This window comes from Paracoccus sp. SM22M-07 (assembly GCF_001887735.1).
Taxonomy (GTDB): Bacteria; Pseudomonadota; Alphaproteobacteria; order Rhodobacterales; family Rhodobacteraceae; genus Paracoccus.
In genome coordinates, this window is record NZ_JPKW01000003.1 from 13,551 (window position 1) to 36,474 (window position 22,924).

Annotated in this window: 27 protein-coding genes; 11 read left to right on the forward strand and 16 right to left on the reverse strand. The window is 64.7% G+C overall.

The genetic code is table 11. The features are described 5' to 3' along the window. Nucleotides 1-68 precede the first annotated feature (68 nt). A complete protein-coding gene (locus IE00_RS05055) occupies nt 69-686 on the reverse strand; it encodes a peptidylprolyl isomerase (RefSeq protein WP_072296012.1) in 618 nt (205 codons plus the stop codon). Next, nucleotides 679-1,185, reverse strand: coding sequence for a peptidylprolyl isomerase (locus tag IE00_RS05060; RefSeq protein WP_072296013.1), 507 nt, complete (start codon nt 1,183-1,185; stop codon nt 679-681). Before IE00_RS05060 ends, IE00_RS05055 begins: the two co-directional genes overlap by 8 nt. A gap of 194 nt (nt 1,186-1,379) precedes the next feature. Here IE00_RS05060 and pgk point away from each other — a divergent pair, with 194 nt between their 5' ends. Further along, nucleotides 1,380-2,582, forward strand: a complete 1,203-nt coding sequence (gene pgk, locus IE00_RS05065) for a phosphoglycerate kinase (RefSeq protein ID WP_072296014.1) — start codon at nt 1,380-1,382, stop codon at nt 2,580-2,582. Nucleotides 2,583-2,641: 59 nt separating this feature from the next. Here the strand turns inward: pgk and IE00_RS05070 are convergent, their stop codons facing one another. From IE00_RS05070 to scpA, 5 genes are all read right to left on the reverse strand, one after another. Next, a complete protein-coding gene (locus IE00_RS05070; RefSeq protein WP_139291331.1) occupies nt 2,642-3,190 on the reverse strand; it encodes a hypothetical protein in 549 nt (182 codons plus the stop codon). A 252-nt stretch (nt 3,191-3,442) separates the two neighbouring features. Next, a complete protein-coding gene (locus IE00_RS05075) occupies nt 3,443-4,732 on the reverse strand; it encodes a homoserine dehydrogenase (protein ID WP_072296016.1) in 1,290 nt (429 codons plus the stop codon). A gap of 132 nt (nt 4,733-4,864) precedes the next feature. Further along, complete coding sequence (locus tag IE00_RS05080) at nt 4,865-5,383, reverse strand: hypothetical protein (protein ID WP_072296017.1); 519 nt, start codon at nt 5,381-5,383, stop codon at nt 4,865-4,867. 3 nt (nt 5,384-5,386) lie between these two features. Beyond that, the gene (locus tag IE00_RS05085) at nt 5,387-6,211 is read right to left on the reverse strand and encodes a glycosyl transferase (protein ID WP_072296018.1); all 825 of its coding nucleotides are present in this window, start codon (nt 6,209-6,211) and stop codon (nt 5,387-5,389) included. 132 nt (nt 6,212-6,343) lie between these two features. Then, a complete protein-coding gene (gene scpA, locus IE00_RS05090) occupies nt 6,344-8,476 on the reverse strand; it encodes a methylmalonyl-CoA mutase (RefSeq protein ID WP_072296019.1) in 2,133 nt (710 codons plus the stop codon). 57 nt (nt 8,477-8,533) lie between these two features. Between scpA and IE00_RS05095 the strand changes: the two genes are divergently transcribed. Both IE00_RS05095 and IE00_RS19685 read left to right on the forward strand, forming a co-directional pair. Beyond that, entirely contained in the window at nt 8,534-9,067 is a 534-nt protein-coding gene (locus IE00_RS05095; RefSeq protein ID WP_072296020.1) for a DUF4174 domain-containing protein, read from the forward strand. A gap of 90 nt (nt 9,068-9,157) precedes the next feature. Continuing rightward, nucleotides 9,158-9,346, forward strand: coding sequence for a hypothetical protein (locus IE00_RS19685; protein WP_139291332.1), 189 nt, complete (start codon nt 9,158-9,160; stop codon nt 9,344-9,346). Here the strand turns inward: IE00_RS19685 and IE00_RS05100 are convergent. Further along, nucleotides 9,312-9,983: a hypothetical protein gene (locus tag IE00_RS05100; protein ID WP_072296021.1), complete on the reverse strand. Its 672-nt coding sequence runs from the start codon at nt 9,981-9,983 to the stop codon at nt 9,312-9,314. The two genes, IE00_RS19685 and IE00_RS05100, sit on opposite strands and share 35 nt — an antisense overlap. Before the next feature lie 65 nt (nt 9,984-10,048). On the opposite strand from IE00_RS05100, the gene IE00_RS05105 reads away from it, so the two are divergent. Then, nucleotides 10,049-10,465, forward strand: a complete 417-nt coding sequence (locus IE00_RS05105; RefSeq protein ID WP_083554082.1) for a DUF4174 domain-containing protein — start codon at nt 10,049-10,051, stop codon at nt 10,463-10,465. 76 nt (nt 10,466-10,541) lie between these two features. On the opposite strand, the gene IE00_RS05110 is transcribed toward IE00_RS05105, so the two are convergent. From IE00_RS05110 to IE00_RS05130, 6 genes are all read right to left on the reverse strand, one after another. Further along, complete coding sequence (locus tag IE00_RS05110; protein WP_072296022.1) at nt 10,542-12,587, reverse strand: acetyl/propionyl/methylcrotonyl-CoA carboxylase subunit alpha; 2,046 nt, start codon at nt 12,585-12,587, stop codon at nt 10,542-10,544. A gap of 93 nt (nt 12,588-12,680) precedes the next feature. Continuing rightward, the gene (locus IE00_RS05115; RefSeq protein WP_072296023.1) at nt 12,681-12,902 is read right to left on the reverse strand and encodes a hypothetical protein; all 222 of its coding nucleotides are present in this window, start codon (nt 12,900-12,902) and stop codon (nt 12,681-12,683) included. A 78-nt stretch (nt 12,903-12,980) separates the two neighbouring features. After that, nucleotides 12,981-13,220, reverse strand: coding sequence for a hypothetical protein (locus IE00_RS05120; protein WP_072296024.1), 240 nt, complete (start codon nt 13,218-13,220; stop codon nt 12,981-12,983). 127 nt (nt 13,221-13,347) lie between these two features. After that, nucleotides 13,348-13,764: a hypothetical protein gene (locus IE00_RS05125; protein WP_072296025.1), complete on the reverse strand. Its 417-nt coding sequence runs from the start codon at nt 13,762-13,764 to the stop codon at nt 13,348-13,350. Nucleotides 13,765-13,854: 90 nt separating this feature from the next. Beyond that, entirely contained in the window at nt 13,855-14,010 is a 156-nt protein-coding gene (locus tag IE00_RS20055) for a hypothetical protein (RefSeq protein WP_170864086.1), read from the reverse strand. 205 nt (nt 14,011-14,215) lie between these two features. Beyond that, nucleotides 14,216-15,748: an acyl-CoA carboxylase subunit beta gene (locus tag IE00_RS05130; protein ID WP_072296026.1), complete on the reverse strand. Its 1,533-nt coding sequence runs from the start codon at nt 15,746-15,748 to the stop codon at nt 14,216-14,218. 166 nt (nt 15,749-15,914) lie between these two features. Here IE00_RS05130 and alr point away from each other — a divergent pair, with 166 nt between their 5' ends. The 6 genes from alr to IE00_RS05160 all read left to right on the forward strand — a co-directional run bounded on the left by alr (nt 15,915) and on the right by IE00_RS05160 (nt 21,048). Continuing rightward, nucleotides 15,915-16,931, forward strand: coding sequence for an alanine racemase (gene alr, locus IE00_RS05135; protein WP_072296027.1), 1,017 nt, complete (start codon nt 15,915-15,917; stop codon nt 16,929-16,931). Continuing rightward, the gene (locus tag IE00_RS05140; RefSeq protein ID WP_072296028.1) at nt 16,928-17,692 is read left to right on the forward strand and encodes an ABC transporter permease; all 765 of its coding nucleotides are present in this window, start codon (nt 16,928-16,930) and stop codon (nt 17,690-17,692) included. Before alr ends, IE00_RS05140 begins: the two co-directional genes overlap by 4 nt. Beyond that, complete coding sequence (locus IE00_RS05145; protein ID WP_072296029.1) at nt 17,689-18,393, forward strand: ABC transporter ATP-binding protein; 705 nt, start codon at nt 17,689-17,691, stop codon at nt 18,391-18,393. The genes IE00_RS05140 and IE00_RS05145 overlap by 4 nt, the downstream gene beginning before the upstream one ends. Before the next feature lie 153 nt (nt 18,394-18,546). Further along, the gene (locus IE00_RS05150; protein ID WP_072296030.1) at nt 18,547-19,623 is read left to right on the forward strand and encodes a PhoH family protein; all 1,077 of its coding nucleotides are present in this window, start codon (nt 18,547-18,549) and stop codon (nt 19,621-19,623) included. Beyond that, the gene (gene ybeY, locus IE00_RS05155; protein ID WP_072296327.1) at nt 19,616-20,110 is read left to right on the forward strand and encodes an rRNA maturation RNase YbeY; all 495 of its coding nucleotides are present in this window, start codon (nt 19,616-19,618) and stop codon (nt 20,108-20,110) included. Before IE00_RS05150 ends, ybeY begins: the two co-directional genes overlap by 8 nt. Beyond that, entirely contained in the window at nt 20,110-21,048 is a 939-nt protein-coding gene (locus tag IE00_RS05160) for a hemolysin family protein (protein WP_072296031.1), read from the forward strand. The genes ybeY and IE00_RS05160 overlap by 1 nt, the downstream gene beginning before the upstream one ends. Nucleotides 21,049-21,052: 4 nt before the next feature. Here IE00_RS05160 and IE00_RS05165 read toward each other — a convergent pair whose 3' ends face one another. Beyond that, nucleotides 21,053-21,997 (reverse strand): alpha/beta fold hydrolase, encoded by a 945-nt coding sequence (locus IE00_RS05165; RefSeq protein ID WP_072296032.1) that lies wholly within the window; start codon nt 21,995-21,997, stop codon nt 21,053-21,055. A gap of 6 nt (nt 21,998-22,003) precedes the next feature. Further along, the gene (locus tag IE00_RS05170; RefSeq protein WP_072296033.1) at nt 22,004-22,288 is read right to left on the reverse strand and encodes an SCP2 sterol-binding domain-containing protein; all 285 of its coding nucleotides are present in this window, start codon (nt 22,286-22,288) and stop codon (nt 22,004-22,006) included. Nucleotides 22,289-22,392: 104 nt separating this feature from the next. On the opposite strand from IE00_RS05170, the gene IE00_RS05175 reads away from it, so the two are divergent. Further along, nucleotides 22,393-22,920, forward strand: a complete 528-nt coding sequence (locus IE00_RS05175; RefSeq protein WP_139291333.1) for a tetratricopeptide repeat protein — start codon at nt 22,393-22,395, stop codon at nt 22,918-22,920. Nucleotides 22,921-22,924: the final 4 nt, after the last annotated feature.

Here is a 22,924-nt window from a genome sequence, read left to right on the forward strand (position 1 = left end):
AGCATGGCCCCGCCACGGCTGTGCCGCAAGTGCGAAAAAGGGGGCAAAGGCCCCCTTTTCCTGTCGGATCAGGCGTCTTCGCCTTCTTCTTCGGCAATGGTGACGGTCATCATGTAGTCGGGTTCGGACACCGCACCATTGGCGGCGCTGTCGCCCTTCTTGATGGCGTCCAGCACGTCCCAGCCTTCGATCAGCTGACCGACGACGGTATATTCGCCGTTCAGGAAGGGGGCAGGGGCCAGGTCGATGAAGAACTGGCTGTTCGCGCTGTTGGGGTCCATGGCGCGGGCCATGCCGACGGTGCCGCGGTCGAACTCGGTCTCGGTGAACTCGGCCTCCAGGTCGGGCTTGTCGGAGCCGCCCATGCCGGCCTGCGCGGTGTCGCCGCCCTGCTTGCCGTTCTGGACGTCCCCGGTCTGGGCCATGAAGCCGTCGATCACCCGGTGGAAGACGACGCCGTCATAGGCACCTTCCTTGGTCAGTTCGACCAGGCGGGCGACGTGGTTCGGGGCCAGGTCCTCGCGCAGGTCCAGGACGATGGTGCCCTTGGATTCGCCGGCCGCATCGGCGACCTCGATGACCATGTTCGGGCCGTCGGTATCCTCGACCTGCGGGTTGGCGGCCTGCGCCAGCGCCGATCCGGCACCAAGCGCGATGAATGCGGGGATGAGGGCCAGGTTACGCATCGGCAGCCACCTTGACCGAGATCATGCGGTCGGGGTTCACCGGCGGCTCGCCGCGCTGGATCTTGTCGACATGCTCCATCCCGGAAATCACGCGGCCATAGACCGTGTACTGACCGTTCAGGAAGTGGTTGTCGTTGAAGTTGATGAAGAACTGGCTGTTGGCGCTGTTGGGGTTGGCCGAACGCGCCGCGCCGATCGTGCCGCGGTCATGGGGCAGCTTGGAAAATTCAGCCGGAAGGTCGGGCTTGTCCGAACCGCCGGTGCCTGCGCGACCGGGGTTGTAGTCCTTTTCCATGTTGGCGTTCTGGACGTCGCCGGTCTGGGCCATGAAGCCTTCGATGACGCGGTGGAACGCGACATTGTCATAGGCACCGGCGCGGGCCAGTTCCTTCATCCGTTCGGCATGCTTGGGGGCGACATCGTTCAGCAGCTCGATGACGACGGGGCCGTCCTTCAGCGTGATGATGATGGTATTCTCGGGGTCTTTGTAATCGGCCATAAGGCCCTCCTTTGGCATGTTCGACCCCTGATCTAGGCATTGTCCGCCCCAAGGGCAACGCGCGAAACCGTGACGGGTCCGCCGCGCGCCGTCACAGGCGGGAAGATGCGCAGGCCGGAACATCCCCGCAGTTGACGTCGCGCGCGCCATCGGGGACAAGCCAAGACAACGCGCACAGCCCGAAAGGACGTCTCATGCCCAAGTTCAACACGCTCGACGACATGGATCTGGAAGGAAAGGTCGTCCTGACGCGCGTCGACGTGAACGTGCCGGTGGAAAACGGCCAGGTGACCGATACCACGCGCATCGACAAGATCATCCCGACCGTCAAGGACATCCAGGCCAGGGGCGGCATACCCGTCCTGCTGGCCCATTTCGATCGCCCCAAGGGCAAGCGGGTCGACGCCATGAGCCTCAAGCAGATCGTGCCCGCGCTGGAAGCGGCGCTTGGTCAGCCCGTCGTCTTTGCCGATGACTGCATCGGCGGTCCTGCCAAGCGCGTTGTCGCAGCCCTGGAGCCGGGCCAGATCGCGCTGCTGGAGAACACCCGTTTCCACGAGGGTGAGGAAGCCAATGACGCCACCTTTGCCGCGTCGCTGGCGGCCCTTGGCGGGGTCTATGTGAACGATGCGTTTTCCGCGTCGCATCGCGCCCATGCCTCGACCGAAGGGCTGGCACGGCTGCTGAACGCCGCCGCCGGCCGCCTGATGGAGGCCGAGCTGCTGGCGCTGGAAGCGGCCCTGGGCGATCCGCAACGTCCCGTGATGGCGGTCGTCGGCGGCGCCAAGGTCTCGTCCAAGCTGGACCTGCTGACGAACCTGGTTGCCAAGGTGGATCACCTGGTCATCGGCGGCGGCATGGCCAACACCTTCCTGGTCGCCCAAGGCGTCGAGGTCGGCAAATCCCTGGCCGAACGCGACATGGCCGACACCGCACGGTCGATCCTGGAAAAGGCCGAGCAGACCGGCTGCAAGATCCACCTGCCGGTCGACATCGTCGTAGCGCGCGAATTCAAGGCCGGCGCCGAGAGCCAGACTCTGCCCGTCGCGGAATGCCCTGCCGACGCCATGATCCTGGATGCCGGTCCGCAGACCGTCGATGCCCTGCGCGAGGCGATGACCGCCTGCAAGACGCTGATCTGGAACGGCCCGCTTGGCGCCTTCGAGATCGAGCCCTTCGACGCCGCAACCAATGCCGCAGCCCAGGTTGCCGCCGAACTGACGCGCAATGGCCAGCTGGTGTCCGTCGCCGGTGGTGGGGATACGGTCGCCGCGCTGAACAAGGCGGGTGCGTCGCAGGACTTCACCTTCATTTCGACCGCCGGTGGCGCTTTCCTGGAATGGATGGAGGGCAAGACCCTTCCCGGCGTCGCGGCGCTGGAGGCGGCCAAGCACTAAGACGGGCGTATCGCCACGCCAAAGGGGGACGCGGTTGCGGCCCCCTTTTCTTTTGATCATCAGTCGCGCCAGAACCCACCCAGCAGTCCACCGCGCCGTGGGGGTTCGGGTTCAGCCTTGTCCGCGGCTTTGGCTGGCTCTTCGGTCCGTGCGGTCGGTTCAGGTTGCGGGGCCGGCTCGGGCTGCGCCGTCGTTTCGGGCCGCGCCGCCTCCGGTTCCGGTCGGGTTTCGGTCGGTGCGACCGCATCTGCGGCTTGCTGGCTTGCCGCCGCCCCGCTGCGATAGCTTTCCGCCTTCCGCAGCCATTCCGACGACGTCTCGCCCGTCATCTCGCCCGAGGTCTGACCTTGGCCGATTTCAGGGACTCCTTCGGTGGCGACGGTGATCGGACGTTGGAAGATGTTTCGCTGATCTGCCGTCAGATCCCCCGCTGCGGCAGGGCGGATGCCGAACAATGTCAGGTGCTGGTTTGCAAGCGGAATGCTCATTCTTTGGCCTTTCGACGGGTTCGAGTTGTCTGAGCCCATTCCTATCGGACCGTCAAAACGGCAATGCCACGACATGTTCGTTAAGGTTTTATTGACCAAGATCGCGGGAAACCTGGCCATGTCCCGACCCCGCATCGATATGTCTGCACTTTTTTCAAGCCTGTCAGCGGGATCGCCCGTGACGGGCGACCTTGGCCACCCATCGGGGACCAGCTTCGGATGCAAAGAAAAAATCTGGCCCGTCTTCGCCTGCGGGCCGCAAGATGCACGCCTTTGACGGCAATATCGTCAACTGAACCGGCGCGGTGCCTTCGGTGATTCTGTCATGGCTGAGGCATGGGGCCGGGGGACCGAGAAGGCCCCCGGCTTTGCTCAGACTTCCTCGATCCGCAATTCGACGGGGTCGCTGACCAGTACGCCGGTGCGGGGCAGGGCTTCGATGGCGAAATCGATCGCCTCGGGGGTGGTCTTGTGGGTGACGACCAGCACGGGCACGCTGGCCGGGCTGTGCTGGCCATATTGACGCATCCGGTCGATCGAGATCCCGGCATCGCCCAGGACCGTCGCCACCTTTGCCAATGCGCCCGGTTTGTCCTGCAATTCCAACCGGATGTAATAGGCCGCGGGAATGGCCGTCCGGGCGGGCTGGGCCGCCTTGAGGTCGCTGGCAGGCTGGCCGAAGACCGGCAGGCGCACGCCGCGCGCGATTTCCACAATGTCCGACAGGACGGCGCTGGCGGTCGGACCTTCGCCCGCGCCCGCACCGCGCAGGACGATCTGACCCACGGCGTCGCCCTCGATGACGACCATGTTCGTGCCGCCGACCAATTGGCCAAGCGGGCTGTCGGCGGGCACCAGACAGGGCGACATGCGCTGTTCCAGGCCGCGCGCGGTCATCTGCGCGATGCCCAGCAGCTTGATGCGGTATCCCATGTCCGACGCGCGGCGGATGTCGTCGATGCTGATGCGCTCGATCCCCTCCAGCTCGACATCGCCAAAGCTGACCTGGGTCCCGAAGGCGATCGAGGACAAAATCGCCAGCTTGTGGCCCGCATCAATCCCGCCGACATCCAGGTTGGGATCAGCCTCGAGATAGCCCAGTTGGCGGGCTTCCTCGAAAACGGCCTCATAGGGCAGGCCGGCGCTTTCCATGCGCGTCAGGATATAGTTGCAGGTGCCGTTCATGACGCCCATCACCCGGTTGATCTGGTTCCCGGCCATGGATTCGGTCATCGTCTTGATGACGGGGATGCCGCCTGCCACCGCCGCCTCGAAACGGATGACACGGCCCAGGCTCTCGGCCAGTTGCGCCAGGTGCTGACCGTGCATCGCCAGCAATGCCTTGTTGGCGGTGACGACATCCTTGCCGGACCGCAGCGCGGCCTCGATCGTGTCGCGGGCCACGCCGGCATCGCCACCGACCAGTTCGACATAGACATCGACATCGTCGGCCGTCGCCACCGTCATCGGATCGCTTTCCCAACGATAGCCGGACAGATCCGCATCGCGGTTCTTCATTCGGTCGCGGGCCGAAACAGCGGTGATGCTGACCTGGCGGCCGGACCGCTTGGCCAGCAGATCGGCGTGTTTCTGAATGATCTTGACGACACCGATCCCGACGGTGCCAAGCCCGGCGATGCCAAGGCGGAGGGGGGACGACATGAGTGCCTCTCGTCTTTGATTTCGCGGGTGTTAGCCTGTGACGGGCCGTTCTGCAACGCGGGAAACAGGGGAAGGCGGTGCTTCATGTCGCATGGGGCGGGTCCGGCGCGCTGAAAATGTCACAGATGCGGCCTAGGGCGTGACATCCGCCATCCCGGCCCACTGGCCCTCGATCCCGGTGGCGCGCATGATCCGCACGACGCGCCGTGCCGCCGACAGCGTGTCGTCGCGGATCGCCGTGATGTCATCGGCGCCCATGTCGTCGGGATGACGTTCGCCCCGGGTGTTGATGAAGGTCGGATGCCACATGCCGGGCCGGTCGCCGGGTCGCCACGACGCATGACACAGCAGGTTGCGCAGCACCCGCAGCCGTCGCAGGTCCCGTGCCAACTGATGCAGGTCATCGGCCCCCTTGGCCGACGCGACGAAGCTGTCGATCAACGTGCCAAGCGTATCGTCGGCAATTTCCTCCATCCGCTGCAGCCAGGATTGCAGGGCCGCTTCATCGGCATCCTGGCCCAACCTCTTGCGGGTCAGCGAAAAGATGGCGCGCTTCAGCGCTTCCTCCAGGAAACCGAAGGCGGCGACGGCATGTCCGATGGCCAGCGCCATCTCGTCGGGCAGACGGTCAGGGGCGCGCGGCAACGCCATCGGTCATTCGCGCCACAGCTTGTCCACCCAGGTGGTCGGGCGAACGAAATGGCGGATATGCTTCAGGAAGCTTTCGCGCCGGTCTGGGGCAAAGGCCGCCTTCAGGTGCTGGGACGGGCTGCGCACCGGATCGGCCTCGTCCCACCGGCCTGCGATGGCGTCGGGCGGGTTCAGGTTGCCGGGGAACATCACGATGCGCGTGCCTTTGGGGATGCGCGGTTCCTTCATATAATTCAGCGGAAAGTTCGGGATGCAGTGAAAGCGGAAATGCGCCAGCCAGCCCTTGGGCCAGAACTTGACGCCGCCCGGCGCATTGCGGGTCACGAAGCGCTGTTCGTATTTGTACTGATCGGCGATGCCCTGCGGATCGGCGCGGAATATCTGCTGCAGCGGCGCAAGATTGCCGACAGTCATGCGATAGACCGATGTCTGGCCCATCTTTTCGAAAGGCGTGTTGGGGTTGCGGCCCAGCACGGTGTCGTTCGGATCGCCGAATTCAAAGAAGGGGTCCAGGTTGCCCGTGACGATGACGTCCAGATCCAGGAACAGAACGACTCCCGTGACGTCGCCCAGATCGCCCCACAGCCGCGACTTGGGCCATTTGCCCTTGGTCCGCACCGGCGCGTCATAGGCGAATTCGGGCAGCGGCCTGACCGCGACATCGGGATGCAACCCCGTCCCGTCATCCGTGAAACAGAACAGCCGGAACGGCGGCGTGATGTTGCGCGCCACCATCGCATGCAGGCGGTTGACGTATTCGGGCCCGAATTTCGTGCCCCACTTGATGCAGATGATCTGCTTGATCGCTCCGTTGCGTCCGTCGCTCATGTCGGGTCCTTGCCGTTTGCCCGCCAGCGTTTCACACGACCGCCGCCAAGACAACGCCTGCCGTGGCCATATCGGCGTGATTGCGCAGGGGGTCCGGGGGGTGCGAAGCCCCCCGGCCACCGCGGGACGCAATCAGGGGCGCGTGGCGCGGATCAGCTTCAGGATGTCGGCCGCGGCCGAAGGGATATTGGTTCCCGGCCCGAAGATCGCCTTGACGCCCGCCTTCTGCAGGAATTCGTAATCCTGCTGCGGGATGACCCCGCCGCAGATGACCAGAATGTCGCCTGCGCCCGCATCCTTCAAAGCCTGGATCAGCTTGGGGGCCAGTGTCTTGTGCCCTGCGGCCTGGCTGCTGATGCCGATCACGTGGACGTCGTTGTCGATGGCGTCCTGGGCTGCCTCCTCGGGGGTCTGGAACAGCGGTCCGACATCGACGTCGAAACCGATATCGGCAAAGGCCGTGGCGATCACCTTGGCACCGCGGTCATGCCCGTCCTGGCCCATCTTGACGACCAGCATGCGCGGGCGGCGGCCTTCCTCCTCGGCAAAGGCCTCGACGTCGCGCTGGATCTGGGCAAAGCCCTCGTCGCCCTCATAGGCGGCGCCATAGACACCTGCCAGGGTGCGCACTTCGGCGCGATGACGCCCGAATTCCTCTTCCATGGCCATGCTGATCTCTCCGACGGTTGCACGGGCGCGGGCGGCCTCGACGGCGGCCTCCAGCAGGTTGCCGCCCTCGCGGGTGCGGCGGGTCAGTTCGGCCAGCGCCGCATCGCAGGCGGCCTGATCGCGGGTGGCGCGGATGCGTTCCAGTCGCGCGACTTGCGACGCACGCACCTTGATGTTGTCCACGTCCAAGATGTCGATCGGGTCTTCCTTCTCCTTGCGGTACTTGTTGACGCCGACGATCACGTCCTGCCCTCGGTCGATCAGGGCTTGGCGCCGCGCGGCCGTCTCCTCGATGCGCAGCTTGGGCATGCCGCTGGCCACGGCCTTGGTCATGCCGCCCATCTCCTCGACTTCCTCGATCAGCGCCCAGGCCTTGTCGGCCAGTTCCGCCGTCAGGTTCTCGATGTAATACGACCCGGCCAGCGGATCGACGACATGGGTGATGCCCGTCTCCTCCTGCAGGATCAGCTGGGTGTTGCGCGCGATGCGGGCGCTGAAATCGGTGGGCAGGGCGATCGCCTCATCCAGCGCGTTCGTATGCAGCGACTGCGTGCCACCAAGCGCCGCCGACATCGCCTCGTATGCGGTGCGGATGACGTTGTTATAGGGGTCCTGCTCCTGCAGGGACACGCCCGACGTCTGGCAATGCGTGCGCAGCATCAGGCTGCCCTGTTTCTTGGGTTCGAATTCGGACATGATGCGGTGCCACAGCAGGCGCGCGGCGCGCAGTTTCGCGATCTCCATGAAGAAGTTCATGCCGATCGCGAAAAAGAACGACAGCCGGCCCGCGAAGGCGTCGACATCCATGCCCGCCGCAATCGCCGCGCGCACATATTCACGCCCGTCGGCCAGGGTATAGGCCAGCTCCTGGACCAGGTTCGCCCCGGCCTCCTGCATGTGATAGCCGGAAATCGAGATCGAGTTGAACTTGGGCATCTCGGCCGAGGTGTATTCGATGATGTCCGCGATGATCCGCATGCTGGGTTCGGGCGGATAGATATAGGTGTTGCGGACCATGAACTCCTTCAGGATGTCGTTCTGGATGGTCCCGGACAGCACGGCGCGTGAATGGCCCTGCTCCTCTCCGGTGACGATGAAATTCGCCAGGATCGGGATGACCGCGCCGTTCATGGTCATCGACACGCTGACCTTGTCCAGCGGGATGCCGTCGAACAGGATCTTCATGTCCTCGACCGAATCGATGGCGACGCCGGCCTTGCCCACGTCCCCCTCGACCCGCGGATGGTCGCTGTCATAGCCGCGATGGGTGGCCAGATCGAAGGCCACCGACACGCCCTGCTGCCCTGCAGCCAGCGCGCGGCGATAAAAGGCGTTCGATTCCTCGGCCGTGGAAAAGCCCGCATATTGCCGGATGGTCCAGGGGCGGCCCGCATACATCGTGGCGCGCGGACCGCGGGTGAAGGGGCCAAAGCCGGGCAGGGTGCCCAGATGGTCCAACCCTTCGACGTCGTCCTGGGTATAGAGCGGTTTGACCGCGATTCCTTCCAGCGTGTTCCAGGTCAGATCCTCGGGATCGCGACCCTTCAGTTCCTTCTGGGCAAGGCTCCGCCAGTCCTGCAGCGTGGGTTTTGTCATGATCCGTCCTTTCCCGCGGCCCGTTCCACCCTATATTCAAGGTATGACGAGGTGCCGATGAAGTTGAAATTCCTGTTATTCGTGATGGCCCTTTCGGCCATGGGACCCGGTCGCGATGCGCCGCCGCCCGATGCCGACAGCGTGCCCCGGTCCAACCCCGCGCGCCTGCCTCCCATCGCGCAAAGCAGTACCGAGCCCACCGATCCCGTGCCGCCTGCCGCCCCCGAGGCCAGCTTTCTTGATGCCGCCGATGTCGCGCCCGAGGATTTTGTGTGGAAGCAGCGCCCCATCGTCGTCTTCGCCGACACGCCCGGGGATCCCGCCTTTGTCGAACAGCTGGACGCGTTGCAGCGCGGCGCCGTGGCCCTGGCCGCCCGCGATGCGGTGGTGATCCTGGATACCGATCCCTCGGCCGACAGCATCTGGCGGCGGAACCTGCATCCGCGGGGGTTTTCGCTGGTGCTGATCGACAAGGACGGGCAGATCAAGATCCGCCGACCCTCGCCCTGGGACGTCCGCGAGATCGGCCGCGCCATCGACCGGCTGCCACTGCGCCGGCAAGAGATCGGCCGGGGCAGCGTGCTGCGATAGGCGGGGCCATGAAACTTGTGGAAATGCCCCGCGTTTCTTATATCATCAGACATGACGCACCGACCATCGGCGCGAAGAAGGGGACCGATCATGGCAGAACCGCGCAAGGAGCTTTCGACCCGGACCGTCGCCAAGACGCAGGCCGCGCCTGACCGTCGCCCTGAACAGACGACCCGACCCGACGCCAAGACGCCCGTTCTCAGCCGTGCCAATGAAATCGTGCGGGCCATCGGGTTGCGTCCCATCACCGGCCTCTCGGGTCCGAAGATCGGGTACTGACCGCCTCCAGACGGGCGCGCATCTGCGCCAGTTCGTCGGGCAGGTGACGGTTCAGCTGCGCGACGGCCTCTGCCTCGTCCGCGTCCAGCATCGCCTCGACCGCATCCGGTCCGCCCCGCAGGCACTCCGTCAGCACCCGTATGGCGTGAATGCCGCAATCGCGCGTCTCGGCCATCAACGACAGGTAATCCCCCATCATCTGAGCGGCCCTTTCGCCATCGCGCCGTGCAATGCGGCGCAGATCGGTGGCCAGAGCCTCCATGATCGACAGCAGCCGGTAATACAGCACGATCGGGTCGATGACCGGGGCCGGCAGGATGTGCAATTCCCCGATGACAGCCGCAAAGATGCGGTCATTGGCCTGTTGAGACAGCGTGGGCACGAAGTCACCCGACCGGATCCGTGCGATCAGCATCGCGGCGTCACTGTGCGACGGGGTCTGCTGTTCCAGCGACACGACATGGGCGCGGATCTCGGCCAGCAGGGCGCGCTGGATGTCGGCTTCGCGCTCGCGCCGCAAACGGGCGTCGCGCCGACGGGTCTGGGCCGCCACGACCAGCCAGCCGAATGACAGGAACATCCCGGCGATGACCGCCTGCTGGGATTGCGGGCTGAGATAGGCGTCAAGCGGCGGCATCGCGACCTCGGCGGGAACCCTTCAGCGGGCCGGGGCGTCCTATTCTCAACCGATAGGAGAATCCGATGCGACAGGCCTGCCTTACAGCACTGTTTCTGGCATCCGCCCCCGCCATGTCCCCTGCCGACACCATGCGCAGCGGAGCGATGACGCTGAGCGTCACCCCGATCCAGCCCGATACCCTGGCCAAATTGCAATGGACATCCCGCCCCGTCGTGGTCCTTGGCGAGGGCCCCGAGGTCGAGGCGCAATTGGACGCGTTGCGGACGGAAACCCCCGCCCTTGTCGAACGCCAGGTGGTCGTCCTGACCGAAGGGCCGGGTGCCGCCGATCTGCGCGACCGCGTGGGGGCAGGCTTTGCGGTCCTGCTGATTGGCAAGGACGGAGGCGTCAAGCTGTCCCAGACCACCCTGGTCGATCCCGCGCAGATCATCAGCCTGATCGACACCATGCCCATGCGCCAGCGCGAGGCCGACGACTGATCCCCCGAATGACGGCACCCTGACGAACCACCAAAAGGTGATGGCGCGCAGGAATGCCGATATGCGGGGGCGATGGTCACTCGAACTCCATGATGATGTCGTCCACGCGCAGGCTTTCACCGGGCGCGGCATTGACGGATTTCACCACTCCTTTGCGTTCGGCCCGCAGGATGTTTTCCATCTTCATCGCCTCGACGGTCGCAAGGGGCTGACCTTCCTGAACCTCGTCGCCGGGCGCGGCATTGATCCGCACGACCAGGCCCGGCATCGGGCAGAGCAGAAATTTCGACGTGTCCGCCGGCTGCTTTTCCGGCATCAGGCGCGCCAGTTCGGCGGCCTTGGGACGGCGCACATAGACCCGCAGATCCGCGCCCCGGCTGCGGATGCGGAAACCTGCGGCGATCTTTTCGACCTTGAGGACGATGCGCTGGCCCTCCACCTCCAGCACGGCCAGCGACCGGCCGGGCAACCAGTCGCTTTCGATCCGGACCCGGCGGTCGTTGATATGCACATCCGCCCCTTCGCTGTCGGCGATGACCCGGGTGGGCCATTCGCGCCCTGCGATGAAGACCACCCAGTTTTCACCCACCCGCCGTTCATGGTTGCCAAGCCGCCCGCTGATGCGCGTATCGCGGATTTCCGAAACGCGGTGCATGGCGGCGGCGGCGGCGGCGATGCGTTCCAGCGCATCGTCATCCAACTGCGCGCCCTGGAAGCCGTCGGGATATTCCTCGGCGATGAAGGCGGTGGTGATGTTGCCGGATGCGAATTTGGGATGGTCCATCACCGCCGACAGGAAGGGCAGGTTGTGGCCGATGCCCTCGACCTCGAATTCATCCAGCGCCACGCGCATGGCCTGGATCGCCTCCGGGCGGGTGGGGGCCCAGGTGCACAGCTTGGCGATCATCGGGTCATAGAACATGCTGATCTCGCCGCCCTCATAGACGCCGGTATCGTTTCGCACGGCGGTTTCGCCATGCGCCGTGCCATGCGCCAGCCACTTGCCGCTGGCGACCATGGGGCCCGCGGCGATTTCTGCCGGCGGGCGGTACCGCGTCAGGCGACCGATCGAGGGCAGGAAATTGCGATAGGGGTCCTCGGCATAGAGCCTGCTTTCCATCGCCCATCCGTTGATCTTCAGATCCGCCTGTTCAAAGGGCAGGGGATCGCCTGCGGCGACACGGATCATCTGTTCGACCAGGTCGACGCCGGTGATCAGTTCGGTCACCGGATGTTCGACCTGAAGCCGCGTGTTCATTTCCAGGAAATAGAAGTTCCGGTCGCCATCGACGATGAATTCGACCGTGCCCGCACTGGTATAGCCGACGGCCTTTGCCAAGGCGACGGCCTGTTCGCCCATCGCACGGCGCGTCTCCTCGTCCAGAAACGGTGAGGGGGCCTCCTCGATCACCTTCTGGTTCCGCCGTTGGATCGAACATTCCCGTTCGTGCAGATAGACCGCGTTGCCATGGCTGTCGGCCAGGACCTGGATCTCGATATGGCGAGGCTGGGTGACGAATTTCTCGATGAAGATGCGGTCGTCGCCAAAGCTGTTCGCGGCTTCGGACTTGGAGCTTTCGAACCCCTCGCGGGCCTCATCGGCGTTCCACGCGATGCGCATGCCCTTGCCGCCGCCCCCGGCACTGGCCTTGATCATCACCGGATAGCCGATCTGGTCGCTGATCCTGGCGGCCTCCTCGGCATCGGCGATCAGGCCCATGTAACCGGGCACGGTGCTGACGCCGGCTTCCTGCGCCAGCTTCTTCGAGGTGATCTTGTCACCCATCGATTCGATCGCCCCCGAAGGCGGGCCGACGAAGACCACGCCCTCGGCCTCCAGCGCTTCGGCGAATTTGCGGTTTTCCGACAGGAAGCCATAGCCGGGATGGACGGCCTCGGCACCCGACTGGCGGATCGCCTCCATGATCTTGTCGATCACGATATAAGACTGGTTGGCGGGGGCGGGGCCGATATGGATCGCCTCGTCCGCCATCTTGACGTGCAAGGCGTTGCGGTCGGCGTCCGAATAGACAGCCACCGTGGCGATGCCCATCTTGCGCGCGGTCTTGATGACGCGGCATGCGATTTCGCCCCGGTTGGCGATCAGGATTTTCTTGAACATCGGCTCCTCCCAGGACGCGACATGAAAAAGCCGCCCAAAGCATGGCTTTGGACGGCAATCAGTGCAGATCGCGCCGAAGCGCGGATCAGGGTGTTATTGGCAAAGACGGACGTCGTTGCACAGCGCCCCGCCGGCAGCGCCGATGGCAGCGGCCTTGTAGATGTCGCTTTCCTTGCGACCGCCGACCTTGGCGATGGTCGCACCGGCAGCGGCGCCGATGGCCGCGCGATCGACGTCGGTCGGCTGGATGTTCTGGGTGCAACCAGCCAGCGCCAAGGCGCTGAGGACGGCAGCAACGGCAAATGTCTTGGACATGTGTCAGATCCTGTCTTGAAGATGTCGGGGACCAGACGCAGTCCCCGACGAAAGGGTTCGCCCCGAAGGGCCGATGGCTCAGTAGCGACGCTGGCAGACGCCTGCGTCATCGCACAGGGCGCCGGCTGCACCGCCAAGTGCGGCGCCGGTCGCGATGTCTTCGTCCAGCGCCTTGGCGATGACGGCACCGGCAACGGCACCGCCTGCGGCGCGCTGCGTGTCCGGCGACAGGCCGGTCTGCATGCTGGGATCGCAGGCTGCCAGGCCCAGAACCAGAGCCGAGATGCCACCGATGCGGATGAAGAGAGATTTTTGCATGAGAATGTGCCTGTCTTGAGAGGCCGTGTGCCGGCCGGTTGTGAATTACATCGGGTTATCGCATACCGAACCGTCACGTCAAACTGACATGCGTGTGACTTCAACAGGTTCAGCGCCAATTCGCCCATCAGACGTCGTCCCCGTCCTCGTCCATGTCGTCCCAATCCATGTCGTCCCAGTTGAATTCGGGCGGCGTGTCCTTGGCGAACAGTTCGGGGAAGGAGGCTTCGGCGACGGCCATGTCGACCTGCAGCAGCTGGTCGTAATCGGCGGGGTCGAATTCGCCGACGGCCTTGACCTCGCGGCCGATCAGCCAGCCCAGACGACCCGCGTCCAGGTTGCCGCGCACGAAGGGCTCGTTACCGAAATGGGCGATCAGTGCGGACAGAAAAGCCGCATCGGCGCGCTTGTCGGGCGCCCGACGGTCGCGGAAGCGTTCGCGCTTGGTGATGGGGGTGGCACCCTTCTTGCGGTTTTCCCGCCGAATGGTGAACTGAAAGTCTGAACCGGGAAGACGCCCCGGAAAGCCGCGATGCTTCAGCATGGCATGGCCCCTTTGCTGTGATGCACGGGGGCGGCTTGGGCTGCGCGCGGGCAGGCTGGCCGCCCGCGCACGGATGTCGGACGATGCGTCTTAGCCGAATTTGCCCTGATAGACAGGCTCGGTCGTGACGGGGTTGGCCATCGGCGCGGCAGGCGCGGTCGGCACATAGACGTCTGCGGGCTGCTGACGCTGGCAGGCGGCAAAGGCGGAAACCAGCACCAGGCCGAGGATGATTTTTTTGGACATGGAGAAACGCTCCTGTGATGGGGACGCGGTGGCGTCCTTCTGCTCGGGTTACAGTCGGCTTGTTGGATGGCCGACTTGCGCGCGATGATACAATCCCGCCCGTTCATCAGACAGGCATCCGTCACCGCCCCCGGCAAAAGCGGGCGACCCTGTGGCCTGGCTGCATCATTCACGCAGTTGTGCATCAGCGTTTCGTCCCCGGTGCTTACAGCGGAATGTTGTCGTGCTTTTTCCACGGGTTCGTCAGCCGCTTGCCGCGCAGGCTGGCGAATGCGCGGGCGACGCGCTTGCGCGTGCTGCGCGGCTGGATCACCTCGTCGATGAAGCCTTTTTCAGCGGCGACGAAGGGGTTGGCAAAGCGGTCCTCGTAGTCCTTGGTGCGGGCGGCGATCTTGTCGGGCTGGTCCAGTTCGCTGCGATACAGGATCTCGACCGCGCCCTTGGCGCCCATGACCGCGATTTCGGCGGTGGGCCAGGCATAGTTGAAATCGCCGCGCAGGTGTTTCGACGACATCACGTCATAGGCGCCGCCATAGGCCTTGCGGGTGATGACCGTGACTTTGGGCACCGTTGCCTCGCCATAGGCGAACAAAAGTTTCGCCCCGTGCTTGATGACGCCGCCATATTCCTGGCCCGTGCCCGGAAGGAAGCCCGGCACGTCGACCAGGGTCAGGATCGGAATTTCGAAGGCGTCGCAGAAGCGCACGAAACGCGCCGCCTTGCGGCTGCTGTCGATGTCCAGGCAGCCCGCCAGCACCATCGGCTGGTTGGCGACGACCCCGACCGTCTGGCCTTCAATGCGCACGAAGCCGATCAGGATATTGGCGGCGAAATCCTTCTGGATCTCGTAGAAGTCACCTTCATCCGCGACCTTGGCGATCAGCTCCTTCATGTCATAAGGCTGGTTGGGGTTGTCGGGGATCAGCGTGTCCAGGCTGGGTTCGATGCGCGCGGGATCGTCGAAGAAGGGGCGGGTGGGCGCACGTTCGCGGTTGTTCAGCGGCAGGAAATCGAACAGGCGGCGGATCTCGGCCAGGGCCTCGACATCATCCTCGAAGGCGCCATCCGCAACCGATGATTTCTTGGTATGGGTGCTGGCACCGCCCAGCTGTTCGGCGGTCACGACCTCGTTCGTGACGGTCTTGACCACATCTGGGCCGGTCACGAACATGTATGACGTGTCCTTCACCATGAAGATGAAATCGGTCATCGCCGGCGAATAGACCGCCCCGCCCGCACAGGGGCCCATGATGACGCTGATCTGGGGGACCACACCCGATGCCATCACGTTGCGCTGGAAGACCTCGGCATAGCCCGCAAGGCTGGCCACGCCCTCCTGGATGCGCGCACCGCCCGAATCGTTCAGGCCGATCACCGGGGCGCCGTTCTGCATGGCCATGTCCATGATCTTGCAGATCTTCTGGGCGTGGGTTTCCGACAGGCTGCCGCCGAAGACGGTGAAATCCTGGCTGTAGACATAGACCATGCGCCCATTGATCGTGCCCCAGCCCGTCACCACGCCGTCGCCATAGGGGCGGTCCGCCTCCATGCCGAAATCGGTGCTGCGATGGGCGACGAACATGTCGAATTCCTCGAAGCTGTCCTCGTCCACCAACAGTTCGATGCGTTCGCGCGCCGTCAGCTTTCCGCGACCATGCTGGGCGTCGATGCGCCGCTGTCCGCCGCCCAGACGGGCCTGGCTGCGACGGCGCTCAAGCTCTTGCAGAATGTCGGTCATGAAAGCCCCCTTGATGTCATCCGCCCACGCTAGCGGGTGATGCAGGTGCAGCAAAGAAAATTCGGGAACATTTGCAAACCGCACGCAAAATGGTGGATGCAAACTGCAAAATTGCGAATGCCGCGCGGGTCTTGACGCGGGGACGGCGCGGGGGCAATCCAGCGACATGGGATTGCAGATCGACATTTCGGCCGTCACGGCCAATTACCAGGCGCTGGCGGCCAAAGCCCCCGGCGCGCGGGCCGCAGCGGTGGTCAAGGCAGACGCTTACGGGTTGGGCGCAGCACGGATCGTGCCCGCCCTCTATCAGGCAGGGGCACGCGACTTCTTCGTCGCACTGGCGTCCGAGGGGCGTGCCATTCGCCCCCTGATCCCCGCCGATGCCACGATCAACGTCCTGTCCGGCCATATGGAGGGAGAGGACCTGACCGGTCTGGTCCCGGTCCTGAACAGCCCCGAACAATTCTTCCGCGACCGCGCCATGCGTCCGGGCAAGCCCTTTGCGATCCAGCTGGATACCGGCATGAACCGCCTTGGCATGGAGGCGCCCGAATGGGCCGCCATCCGCGCCGAGGCCTTGGCCGCCGGTCCCGCCTTCATCATGTCGCACCTGGCCTGCGCGGATGAACCCGGCCACCCCGCCAACGCCGCCCAGTTGGCGGCCTTTCGCAAGATGACCGAAGGCTGCAACGTCCCGCGATCGCTTGCGGCGACGGGCGGCATTCTGTTGGGGCCGGATTATCATTTCGACATGGTGCGCGCAGGGATCGGCATGTATGGCGGTCTGCCCTATGCCGATGCGCGGCAGGTGGCGACCCTGTCCCTGCGGGTGATCCAGACCCGCGACGTCAAGGCCGGCGAGATGGTCGGCTATGGCGCCACCTGGCACGCGGAACGCGACAGCCGGATCGCCACCGTCGATGCGGGCTATGCCGACGGCATCCTGCGGGCGCTGTCTGGCAGCGGCGCGTGGATGTATGTCGGTGACGTCGCCTGTCCGATCGTGGGGCGGGTTTCCATGGACCTGATCACGGTGGACGTGACGGGGCTGGGGACGGTGCCACCGACGCTGGACCTGATCTGCGCCCATCAACCCATCGATCGTCTGGCCGATCTGGCCGGCACGATCGGATACGAGATCCTGACAGCCCTTCGCCAGCGTTATCAGCGGACCTATCCGTGACCCCCATCCGGACGGTCGGACGCGCGGCGCTGCGGCTGACGCGCGGTATCGGTGCGGTGACGATCTTTGCGGGACGGGGGCTGGGCGGCCTGCGCCCCTTTCCCGGTCGCGCCCTTGGCCTGCAGCTGATCCAGATCGGCTGGCTGTCGCTGCCGGTGGTGGGTCTGACAGCCCTGTTCACCGGCGCCGCACTGGCGCTGCAGATCCATTCCGGGGGTGAACGGTTCCAGGCGGGCGACGTGGTCCCGGCAATCGTCGCCATCGGCATGGTGCGCGAACTGGGCCCCGTTCTGGGCGGCCTGATGGTCGCCGCCCGGGTCGCCAGCAGCATCGCCGCCGAGATCGGCACGATGCGCGTCACGGAACAGATCGACGCGTTGGTGACCCTTTCCACCGACCCGATCCGCTGGTTGGTGACGCCGCGCCTGTGGGCGGCGATCCTGTCATTGCCGGTTCTGGTCGCGGTGGGCGACATCATCGGCATCATGGGCGGCTGGCTGGTGGGGACCGGGTCCCTTGGGTTCAATTCGACGACCTATATCGCGAACAGCTGGGCCTATCTGGAATTCTGGGACGTCGCCTCGGGGCTGATCAAGGGCGCGGTGTTCGGGCTGATCGTGGCGCTGTCGGGCTGCTGGTTCGGCATGCGGTCGTCGCGCGGGGCCGCGGGCGTTGGCCGTGCCACCACCCAGGCCGTCGTCGCCGCGGCGGTGGGCATCCTGGCGGCAAATTTCGTCCTGACCGGGCTGTTCTTCCAATGATCGCGCTGCAGGACCTGCACAAATCCTTTGGCGACAAGCAGGTGCTTGCCGGCGTGAACCTGCAGGTGGGGCAGGGCGAGAGTCTTTGCGTCATCGGGCAGTCGGGCACGGGCAAATCGGTGCTGCTGAAATGCATCCTGGGCCTGGTGCAACCCGACCGCGGCCGGATCACCTGGAACGGCAGGCCGCTGGACCGTGCGGCCTTCATGGCCGGTTTCGGCATGCTGTTTCAGGGGGCCGCGCTGTTTGACAGCATGTCCGTCTGGCAGAACGTCGCGTTCCGGCTGCGCCAGCGGATGTCTGACGCCAAGGCCCGCGCCATCGCATTGGACAAGCTGGCCCGCGTGGGGCTGGGTGCCGAGACCGCCGACCTGATGCCGGCCGAGCTGTCGGGCGGCATGGCCAAGCGGGTGGGGCTTGCCCGTGCCATCGCCGACGATCCGTCGGTCATCTTCTTCGACGAACCGACCACGGGGCTGGACCCGATCCGGGCGCGCGCCATCAACGCGCTGATCCGCGACATCGTCACCCAGACCGGCGCCACGGCGATCACCATCACCCATGACATGGACTCGGTCCGCGCCATCGGTGACCGGGTGGCGTTGCTGCAGGGCGGGCGGATCGTTCACGACGGACCGGTCGCCGGAATGTCGGACGCGCCGGAATTGGCCGATTTTTTGGGCGTCGGGGTGGCGAAATAGACCCGCAATGCCAATATCGGATGCAACTTTTGTGCGATTGCAAAAGTTTTGCCGTAAACGGCGGCATTGCTGCCGCCGATGCCTTCAAGATCGGCTTGTGCGAATCCCCGTGGCTTGCCACCATCACAACAGACGCCTGAGCAGGAGAAACATTTGGGTCTTTCCCCAACGCCCCCCGTCACCACCCCTTCTGCAGAAACCCTGCTGGAGTTTCCTGACAACCGTCTGCTGATCGACCTGTGCGGTGCCAATGACACCCATCTGGCCCGGATCGAGGAAGCCTTGGGCGTGCATATCCTGCGCCGCGGCAACCAGATCGCCATCGTCGGCGGCCCCGAGGCGCAGTCCGAGGCGGCGCAGCTGCTGAACGGTCTTTACGCGCGTCTTGAACAGCACCGCCCCGTCACCCCCGCCGAGGTCGAGGCCGCGCTGCGCATGGGCATCGAACCCGCCGGCGAGGTGACCCGCGACGAACAGCTGGAAATGTTCGCGCAGGGCAATTTCGAATTGCGCACCCGCAAGAAATCGGTCGAGCCGCGCACCGATGCGCAAAAGGCCTATGTCCGGGCGCTGTTCCAGAATGAGCTGGCCTTCGGGATCGGACCTGCGGGCACGGGCAAGACCTATCTGGCCGTGGCGGTGGGCGTCACCATGCTGATCCAAGGCGAGGTCGACAAGATCATCCTGTCGCGTCCTGCGGTCGAGGCGGGCGAAAGGCTGGGCTTTCTTCCCGGCGACATGAAGGAGAAGGTCGATCCCTACATGCAGCCGCTTTATGACGCGCTGAACGACTTTCTTCCCGGCAAGCAGATGCAGAAGCTGATGGAGGAAAAACGCATCGAGATCGCGCCGCTGGCCTTCATGCGCGGGCGCACCCTGTCGCGCGCCTTCGTGGTGCTGGACGAGGCGCAGAACGCCAGCAGCATGCAGATGAAGATGTTCCTGACCCGTCTTGGCGAAGGGTCGCGGATGGTCATCACCGGCGACCGGACCCAGATCGACCTGCCGCGCGGGATGCAGTCGGGGCTGATTGATGCCGAAAAGGTCCTGAAGGACGTCAAGGGCATCAGCTTCAGCTATTTCACCGCAGATGACGTCGTGCGCCATCCGCTTGTCGCGCGCATCATCAAGGCGTATGACGCCGAGGAAATCGCGGCAGTGGCCCGCGGCCAGACAGAGGAAGCGCGCGGTCAATATGTTCCGCGCCGTGCAATGCGAAGTGATGGCTGAGGACATAACGGTCGACTGCGTCCTGGAAGACGACAGATGGCAGGCCGCCGATCTGGAAGGATTGGCGGCCCGCGCAGTGACGGCCACTTTGACATGGCTGGAAACCGGCGGTGAGGTTGTGGTCATGGGCTGCGATGACGCCCGGATCGCGGCATTGAACGCCGATTTCCGCGGCAAGCCCAAGGCCACCAACGTCTTGTCCTGGCCCGCCGAGGAGCATGAGCCGCATGCGCCCGGCGAACGCCCGGCACTGCCGCAGGACGACGAGTTGGGCGACATCGCGATCGCCTATGAAACCTGCATGGCCGAGGCACAGGCGCAGTCCAAAACCTTTGACGATCACGTGACCCACCTGCTGGTGCATGCAACTTTGCATCTGGTGGGGTATGATCACCTGAACGACCCGGATGCCGAACTGATGGAAGCATCCGAGCGCGCAATCCTTGCGACCCTGAACATAGCAGACCCCTACCGGGAGACAGATTGATGAATTCGGAAGCCCGATTACCCGACTATTCCGCCGATGACGCCCCAGGCCGAGCGGCGGACACCACCGAGGAGGAACGTGAAAGTCCAAATCGCGGGTTCTTCGGTCGGGTCTTTCACGCGTTGACGAATTCGGAATCCCAGGATGATGAAGGCGATGCCGCCGAGGATCGCCATTCGGGCAAGCCCGGATTGGTCAACCTGCGCCGGATGCGCGTCGATGACGTTGCCATTCCCAAGGTCGAGATCATCGCCGCCCCTGCCAACATAACCTTGCCCGACTTGGTCGAAATGTTCCGCGAACACGGATTTTCGCGAATTCCGGTCTTTCGCGGGACGCTGGACAGCCCGCTTGGCCTGATCCACCTGAAAGACCTGGCGTTGAAGCACGGGTTCGGCGAGGGCGGCAAGTTCACCTTGCGGCCGATGCTGCGGCCGCTTCTTTACGTTCCGCCTTCGATGCCCATCGGCGTCCTGCTGCAGCAAATGCAGCAGAAGCGGACGCATATGGCGCTGGTCATCGACGAATATGGCGGGGTCGATGGTCTGGTCACCATCGAGGATCTGATCGAACAGGTCATCGGCGAGATCGAGGACGAACATGACGAGGTCGAAGGCGGCCTCTGGGTCCGCGAAAAGCCCGGCCAATGGTTCATCCAGGCCCGCGCCAGCCTGTCCGACATCGAAGAGGAAACCGGACTGCACCTGCTGGATGCCGAGGTCGATGAAGAGGTCGATACGCTTGGCGGGCTGATCTTCATGCTGGCCGGGCGCGTTCCGCTTCGCGGCGAGGTGATCAGCCACCCGTCAGGCGCGGAATTCGAGGTCGTCGAGGCCGATCCGCGTCGCCTGAAGCGGATCCGGCTGCGCATGCCAAGCGTCGCCACGCCATCCGAACGCCCCGCGATGCGGCGACCCGATCCCGACCGCGAGGATTGATCGGTCAGCCGGCGTCGAAATGGTCCAGCATCGCGCGGATGAAGGCATCGCGCCGGTCGGGGGTTTCCAGCAGGATTTCGTGCCGGGCGCCCCTGACCTCGAACAGGCTGGCGCGGGGTGATTTCGCGACGCGGTCACGGATGGACGCGGCGGAAACCACCTTTTCCTCGGATCCCAGTCCGACAAGCATGGGAAGCGTCGGCGAGGCGATGGCTGACAGGCGCGAACATTCGTTCAGGGCCTTGCCGACCCAGGCGAAACTGGCCCCGCCGATCGTCAGGTCGGGCCAATGTGCGGCCTCGCGCATCAGGCGGGCCCATTCATCCGCATTGCCGGTCAGCAGGTTGGCGTTGAAGCTTTCCTCCAAGGCATAGGTCGTGTTGGCGCCGCCGCTGCCGGGCGCAACCAGCCCACCGCGCCCCAGGCGACCTGCCAGATAGGCGATGCCAAGGGCCGCCCCGTGTTGAAAACGGCGCAGGTTGATCCCCCACATCGGGGCCGAGAAGACCGCGGTTTGAACCGGAAGGTCGTTTTCCAGCGCGGCAAGGCCGATGCAGCCGCCCATGGAATGGGCCAGAAGATGCCAGGGTTCAGGCAATCCGATATGCCGCCCGGCGACGACCATTTCGATCACGTCGCGCTGATAGTCGGAAAATTCGATGATGTGACCGGGCCGAGGATCATCCTGCAACCGCTCGGACATGCCCTGACCGCGCCAGTCGATGGCCAGGACCGCATATCCGCGATCGGTCAACCGTCGGGCGACGGGGGCGTATTTTTCGATATACTCGGTGCGGCCGGGAAACAGAAGGACAGTGCCGTACGCGGCGCTGTCCTCTGGTTCCCAAAGGGCAAGGCGCAGGCGCTTTCCATCATCTGCCGTGACGAAGAAGGCGCTGGCCGGGGCCAGCCGATCGTCGGGAAGCTGATGAAAGGGCGCCTGCTGCATCTGTTATCAGGACAGTTTCTGGCCCAACTGCATGGCGACGCCCATCGAACCGTCGACCTTCAGCTTGCCGGTCATGAAGGCGGTGGCGGGGTTGATGTCGCCGTTCAGGATGCCTTCGAACGTGTCGCGGTTGGCGGTCAGGGTCACTTCGGACTCTTCGTCGCCAGCGCGCACGCCGCTTTCGTCGATCATGATCGCGCCTTCATCCTCGATCACGAATTTGGCGGTCGAATCGAAGCTGTCGATCTTCTCGCTCAGCTTGCGGACGGCTGCGTTCACAACATCGCTCATTTTGTACCTCATGGTGCGCTTTGGCTGGCACCCCGCCTGCTGGCCGGGTTACAGCTTGCAATATGAAGACGTCCGGTCCGCTTTTCCATACTGCCGTCGCGGCATTGCGACAGAAGGTACTGACGATTTTCATCGTTCTTGCCGCATCGCTGCCTGCGCTGTCCCAAGACGATGCCTTTGCCCGGCTGGCCGAACCCCAGGGCGAGGGCTGGCGCATCGCGGAAAGCGACATCCTGCGCGACTGGTCGCGGTCGGGTTCCGCGTCGATGGACCTGCTGCTGAAGCGCGGAGAAGAGGCGCTGGACCTGGGCGACATCCCGACGGCCATCGGGCATCTGACAGCGCTGACCGATTATGCGCCCGATTTCGCCGCAGGGTTCCAGGCTCGGGCGGCGGCCTATGCCGCGGCGGGCGAATACGGACCCGCCATGGCCGATCTGGGACGCACGCTTGAACTGGAGCCCCGACAATTCCAGGCGCTGACCCAACTGGGCAGCATGCTGGAGGAAATGGGCGAGGATGACCGCGCCCTGACCGCATATCGTCAAAGCCTGACGATCCACCCCCACCAGCAAGAAGCGATCGATGGCGTGGCACGTCTGGAACGCAAGGCACTTGGTACCGATATCTAGGCAA